Genomic DNA, 6,590 nt, shown 5'->3' with positions numbered 1-6,590 from the left:
TCGTCACAATCGTCAACGCCCTCTGTAAATCAAGCCAGAAATGGGCCGTTCCAGCAAGTTGAAGATACAGTTGCTAGGAATAACTCGCGCATAAGGCCCTCGAAGATATCTTCGAGGGCCTTTGCAGTATGTGCACCATACTCAGGTGGCTTTTCTGTTCTGCATCAACATTTAACGTCAGGGGCTGGGGGCGGGCAGCCCCCACGCTTTCGCCTCAGACGATCTTCTGTCCCGTCTTGGCCCAGTCCTTCATGAACGCGTCCAGCCCCTTGTCGGTCAGCACGTGTTCGGCCATCGCCTTGATCACTTTCGGCGGGGCGGTCATCACGTCTGAGCCGATCATCGCCGCCTGGTAGGCGTGATTCACCGAACGGATCGAGGCGGCAAGAATCTGCGTGTCAAAGCCGTAGTTGTCGTAGATCTGCCGGATGTCCGAGATCAGCTCCATCCCATCGAGGTTGATATCATCAAGCCGCCCGATGAACGGGCTGATGAATGTGGCGCCGGCCTTGGCCGCCAGAAGCGCCTGATTGGCCGAGAAACACAGCGTGACGTTGACCATGTTGCCTTCGCTCGAAAGCACGTTGCACGCCTTGAGCCCGGCCCATGTCAGCGGCACTTTCACGGCAATATTGTCGGCGATCTTGGCCAGCTTGCGGCCCTCTTCGATCATCGCATCCGCTTCAAGCGCCACCACTTCGGCGCTGACGGGGCCATCGACCATCTCGGCGATCTCTTTGGTCACTTCCAGAATGTCGCGGCCTGATTTCAGAATCAGCGACGGGTTCGTGGTGACCCCGTCCACCATGCCAAGATCATTCAACTCGGCAATCTGATCGACTTCGGCTGTATCGACGAAAAATTTCATGGGCTTGCCCTCTCTGGCAGGGATTGGAGTTTGTTGGTCCCTCCATTACCTCATAGACTGACCTGCCGAAACCCCTTTCCCCGGAGCTTTGCAATTGCCCTCGCCCTCTGCTGATTTCTTTGACGAAGGTGCGTTGGTGGGTGTGCTGACGACGCAGCCGCTGGACCGGTTGCTGGATTACAAGGCGCCGGAGGGAGGCTGCCAGATCGGCGCGTTTGTCGAGGTGCCGTTGGGGCCGCGCAAGGTGGTTGGTGTCGTCTGGGGGCCGGGGCAGGGGGATTTCGACATCAATAAGGTGCGCAGCGTGATGCGCGTGCTGGATGTGGCCCCGATGCGCGAGGAGATGCAGATATTCCTGCGCCGCGCGGCCGATTACACGCTGACGCCGCTGACGGCGATGCTGCGGCTGGCCACCCGCGCGCCGGGGCTGGGTGATCCGCCGTCGATGCGCAAGGTGTACCGGCTGGGCCATGGCGGCCCCGACCGCATGACCGATGCCCGCGCCCGCGTGATGGACGTGCTGGAGAGTTTCGGCGACACGGTATTCACGCTCAAGGAACTGAGCGAAGAGGCGGGCGTTTCCAGCTCTGTCATCAAGGGGCTCGTCAAGCAGCGCGTGGTGGCCGAAGAGGACACGCCGCGCGACCTGCCCTACCGGCGGCTTGATCCCGATCACGCGGGCAAGGCGCTGACCGGAGATCAGGCGGCCTGTGCCGAGACGCTGCGCGCGGCGGTGCGCACGGGCGATTACGGCACGACCCTGCTGCGGGGCGTCACCGGATCGGGCAAGACAGAGGTTTATCTTGAAGCGGTGGCCGAGGCCTTGCGGCAGGGCCGTCAGGCGCTGGTGCTGCTGCCTGAAATCGCGCTCAGTGCCGAATTCCTGACCCGCGTCGAGGCGCGGTTTGGCGCACGCGCCGCCGAATGGCACTCAGGCGTGACGATGACAGAGCGGCGGCGCATCTGGAAGATGGTCGGGCAGGGTGGCGCGCAGCTGGTGGTCGGCGCGCGCTCGGCGCTGTTCCTGCCGTTCCGTGACTTGGGGCTGATCGTCGTGGATGAAGAACACGACACCTCCTACAAGCAAGAGGACGGCGTGATGTACAATGCCCGCGACATGGCGGTGCTGCGGGCATCCATCGTGGGCGCGCAAGTGGTTCTGGCCTCGGCCACGCCATCGTTGGAAAGCTGGAGCAACGCGGAGGCGGGCAAATATACCCGGCTTGATCTGGCGGCGCGGTTCGGGGCGGCGGTGATGCCCGAGATCCGCTGCATCGACATGCGAGCCGAAACCCTGCCGGGGAATCGCTGGGTGTCGCCCACGCTGCAGGCGGCCATTCGCTCGCGGCTGGCCAAGGGCGAGCAATCGTTGCTGTTCCTCAATCGGCGCGGCTATGCGCCGGTCACGCTCTGCCGTGCCTGCGGCAACCAGATCGCATGCGAACATTGCGACGCGCGCATGGTCGAGCACCGGTTCCTGAAACGTTTGATGTGCCACCAATGCGGCGAGACAAGGCCAATGCCCGAGGCCTGCCCGTCTTGCGAGGTCGAGGGGCGGCTGGCCGCTGTTGGTCCGGGGGTGGAACGAATGGGCGAAGAGGCGGCAGCGCTGTTCCCCGAGGCACGTATCGCCACGCTCAGTTCTGACATGTTCGGCTCTGCGCGGGCATTGAAGGAACAGATCGGCCAGATCGCAGATGGCGGGGCCGACATCATCATCGGCACGCAGCTGGTGGCGAAAGGCCACAACTTTCCGCTGCTGACGCTGGTGGGGGTGATTGACGCGGATCTGGGCCTGCAAGGGTCAGACCTGCGCGCCGCCGAGCGCACGTTTCAATTGATGCGGCAGGTCGCCGGACGCGCCGGGCGCGCCGAGAAGCCGGGCACGGCACTGTTGCAGACGTTCCAGCCCGAGCATCCGGTCATCCGCGCGATCCTCAGTGGTGACGAAGAAGGCTTCTGGCGGGCCGAGGCGGCAGGGCGCGAGGCGGCGGGTGTGCCGCCCTATGGCCGGATGGCCGGGATCATCCTCAGTTCGCCTGAACTGCAGGATGCCTTCGATCTGGGCAATGCGCTGGCGCGCAATGACGCACCGTTGCGCCAGATCGGGGCCGAGGTGTACGGGCCTGCACCCGCGCCCATCGCGCGAATTCGCGGCCGTCACCGCGTGCGGCTTCTGGTCAAGGCCCCCAAGGGGGCGCCGCTGCAGCCGGCGGTGGCGCGCTGGATCAGCGGCGTGCGGGCGCCCAACACGCTGCGTCTGAGCGTCGATATCGACCCGCAGAGCTTTTATTGAAGGCGTGAAGCGCGGTGGCTTCAGGCTCCGGTGTTTTCCTGCGCCGCGCGCCCGCCAGTCGCCCAGCCCACGGCCCGCTCGCCCAGCTTGCGGAACTTGGTCGATGCGCCCTGCAGTTTCGCCTCCCATTCGGGGTTCGGCACCTGGCCTTCAGTCACCTTGAAGAACGCTTGAAGCAGGCAGGCGATGGCAAAGGGTTCGATCAGCGCCACCTTGACCGCCCAGGCAAAGAGGATGGCAAAGACGAAACCGCCCGCCGACCATGCACCGGGGATCATGTAGACGACCGCTCCGGCGGGAGCGAGCATGATCACGAACACCAGAAGCGCCAGCGCCCATGTGACCAGCGTGATCACCGCCGCGTTTATCAGCATCGGTTTGGCATTCTGCGCATAAAGGACTAGCGCCGATTGCGCGTCTTTCCACGGGTTGTCGGATCTGGTGCGGATGAGATGGGCAAGGATCACTTCATCGATCAGGCCGACCGCAACCCTGAGATAGGCGCGCAAGACCCGCATCAGCCCTTGGGTTCCCGGAATCGGCAGGAATGAGGCCAACCCCTGAAGCAGCCCGGTGATCATGCGCAGCACGCCCTTGATCAACTGATCCAGCGCGAAAAGCGTGCTCGACTGGGCGAACCGCTCCTTGACCACGTTCTGCGCATGGGCGATCTGGCCGCGCCCTTCGGGCAGGGTCTGGTTATCCAGCAGTTCGACCATCACGGCGATATGGCCGGCCTTGACCATGTAGAGGATGTATTCGCGCAGGAAATAGAGCACGGCCGCCACCGAGGCAAAGCCGATGCCGCCACCCCAGAATGTCGTGGAGGCCCGGAAATCCGCATCGCCAAAGGCACCCACGCCCCAGCCGATGCCAGCCCCGGTCCCGGTGGCCAGAACATAGGCGACGGCGATGCCGAAATAGACGGCCATGCGGAAGATGACGAAAGGGGCCGTGCGGCGCATCAGCGACAAGGAAGTGGCGAAGGAAAAATCTGTCATTGGTCAAAACCTTTATCTGTCGGCAATCCCCGAGTTGACTACTGGCGGCGCGAGGGACCGTCCCCGCGTGGCGGCATTCCGCGACACTCTACCAGCAACATGCGGTCGTTTGGCAAGTGTCCGGCTCGCCAGAGCGGGACAGAATGCGCGTCAGTCTTCCCAATGAAGGGTTTCAGGCGTAGAGCGGATCAATGACACAATATGTTCCTCTGGCCGAGGCCCGGCATCTGCCGTTTTGGCGGCGGCCGATTACCTTGCTCTTTCTCATGGCAGCGGCGATGCCCATCGCCTTTGCCACGTGGTCGGCGTTGCTCAACAACTTCGTAATCGAGGTGGCGCAGTTCGATGGTTCTGACATCGGCTGGCTGCACACGGTACGCGAAATCCCCGGGTTTCTGGCCATCGGGGTGATCGCGATCATCATATTCGTCCGCGAACAGGTGCTGGCGCTTGTGTCACTGGTCCTGTTGGGCGTGGCGACGGCGGTGACTGCGCATTATCCCACGATGGGCGGGATTCTGACCATCACGATGCTCAGCTCGATCGGGTTTCATTACTACGAGACGGTCAACCAGTCGTTACAGCTGCAATGGCTGGACAAGGCGCGCGCTCCACGCGTGCTGGGCTGGCTGGTAGCCGCCGGATCCGGCGCGACGCTGATCTCTTACGGGCTGATTGTGTTGCTGTGGGAGCCGTTGGGGCTGACCTACACTATCGTCTACATGCTGTCGGGCGGCACCACCGCTGCCATCGCGGTGTTTGCCATGATTGCCTATCCGCAGTTCGAGGCACCCAATCCGCAGCTCAAGAAGATGATCTTGCGGCGGCGTTACTGGCTTTATTACTGTCTGCAGTTCATGGCCGGTGCGCGACGGCAGATTTTTGTCGTGTTCGCCGGGTTCATGATGGTTGAGAAATTTGGCTTTGACGTACACGAGATTACCGCACTTTATCTCATCAATCTGGTGGCCAACATGGTCTTTGCACCGTTCATGGGGGCCGCCGTGGCGCGGTTCGGTGAACGCCGGACGCTGATGTTCGAATATGTCGGGCTAATAGTCGTGTTTCTGGCCTATGGCGGCATCTACTTCTTTGGCTGGGGCGTGCTGCTGGCGGCGACGCTTTACGTGATTGATCATATGCTCTTTGCGCTGGCATTGGCGCTCAAGACCTACTTTCAGAAGATCGCCGCCCCCGGTGACATCGCGCCGACAGCTGCCGTGGCCTTTACCATCAACCATATCGCTGCGGTGTTCCTGCCGGTGCTGCTGGGGTATCTGTGGCTGGCGTCTCCGGCGGCGGTGTTCTTTTTGGCGGCTGGTATGGCGGGCCTCTCGCTGCTATTGGCGCTGTTGATCCCGCGCCACCCGGAGCCGGGCAACGAAACCACCCTGTCACGCTTTACCGCCGCCCCGGCAGAATAAGCCCCCGAGAGGACCCGATACATGCCAACTTATACCGCCCTCACGACCCTTAGCGGCATGGCCGCAGCCGAAGCCTTGGCCGACGATCTTGAACGGCTCAGCCCAGAACCTACCGGTGTCGGGACAACAGAAATCGAGGATGGCAGCGGCCTGTGGGAAGTCGGCGGCTATTTCGAGGATATGCCGGATCAGGCAGGGCTCGCGCTTTTGGCGAAGATGCATGGCGCGCGGCCCTTTGTCGTGTCGGAATTGCCCGACACTGACTGGGTTGCCAAGGTGCGCCGCGAGTTGTCGCCGGTCGAGGCCGGGCGCTTCTTTGTCTATGGCAGTCATGACGCAGACAAGGTGCCCGAGGACTGCGAGCCGCTGCTGATCGAGGCGGCGATGGCGTTCGGCACCGGGCATCACGGCACGACGCTTGGCTGTCTGCGCGCGATCGATGCGTTGGCGGTCGATGGGTTTGTTCCGGACGCGGTGGCCGATATCGGCTGCGGTACGGCAGTGCTGGCGATGGCCGCTGCACGGCTCTGGCCTGGTCGTGTCCTTGCCAGCGATATCGACGAGGTCGCGGTCGAGGTGGCGCTGGCCAATGTACGGGCCAACGGGTTGCAGGACCGGGTGGAGTGCCTGGAGGCCACCGGCCTTGATCACCCGGTGCTGGAAGCCGCTGCACCATTTGATCTGATATGCGCGAACATCCTGATGGGGCCGCTGATCGCATTGGCTCCGGAGGTGACGGCGCGACTCAATGATGGTGGACTTGTGATTCTGTCCGGCGTCCTGAACGAACAGGCAGATGAGGTGATCGACGTTTATACACGTTGTGGAAACAATGTTGTGCGTCGAGAAGAGATTGGTGAGTGGACGACGACAACGCTTTGTAAAATATGCAGAAAGTCTGTCTAAAAGTAGCGAAATCAAGGCGCTTGCCCCAAAATTGCCACATTTCAAACGTAGTTTAAACATGTGATCTGGCGGGGGCCGGAAAACTGGAAGCTGCT

General features: G+C 62.3%; 5 protein-coding genes. 3 read left to right on the top strand and 2 right to left on the bottom strand.

All coding sequences use genetic code 11. From position 1 onward, the window contains the following. Positions 1–214: 214 nt before the first annotated feature. Positions 215–868, bottom strand: a complete 654-nt coding sequence (fsa, locus tag O3306_RS05005; protein WP_272004156.1) for a fructose-6-phosphate aldolase — start codon at positions 866–868, stop codon at positions 215–217. A 94-nt stretch (positions 869–962) separates the two neighbouring features. Between fsa and O3306_RS05000 the strand changes: the two genes are divergently transcribed. Then, positions 963–3,164 carry a primosomal protein N' gene (locus O3306_RS05000; protein WP_272004153.1) on the top strand — a complete coding sequence of 734 codons (2,202 nt, stop codon included), beginning with the start codon at positions 963–965 and terminating at the stop codon, positions 3,162–3,164. 20 nt (positions 3,165–3,184) lie between these two features. On the opposite strand, the gene O3306_RS04995 is transcribed toward O3306_RS05000, so the two are convergent. Beyond that, positions 3,185–4,165 carry a hypothetical protein gene (locus O3306_RS04995; protein ID WP_272004151.1) on the bottom strand — a complete coding sequence of 327 codons (981 nt, stop codon included), beginning with the start codon at positions 4,163–4,165 and terminating at the stop codon, positions 3,185–3,187. Between the two features lie 191 nt (positions 4,166–4,356). Between O3306_RS04995 and O3306_RS04990 the strand changes: the two genes are divergently transcribed. Both O3306_RS04990 and O3306_RS04985 read left to right on the top strand, forming a co-directional pair. After that, the gene (locus O3306_RS04990; RefSeq protein WP_272004149.1) at positions 4,357–5,589 is read left to right on the top strand and encodes an MFS transporter; all 1,233 of its coding nucleotides are present in this window, start codon (positions 4,357–4,359) and stop codon (positions 5,587–5,589) included. Between the two features lie 21 nt (positions 5,590–5,610). Further along, on the top strand, positions 5,611–6,495 hold the full coding sequence (locus tag O3306_RS04985; RefSeq protein ID WP_272004146.1) for a 50S ribosomal protein L11 methyltransferase: 885 nt from the start codon (positions 5,611–5,613) through the stop codon (positions 6,493–6,495). Positions 6,496–6,590: the final 95 nt, after the last annotated feature.

The sequence above is a fragment of the Roseovarius sp. ZX-A-9 genome (assembly GCF_028369135.1).
Classification (GTDB): Bacteria; Pseudomonadota; Alphaproteobacteria; order Rhodobacterales; family Rhodobacteraceae; genus Roseovarius.
This window is presented reverse-complemented; position numbering and strand designations above follow the sequence as displayed.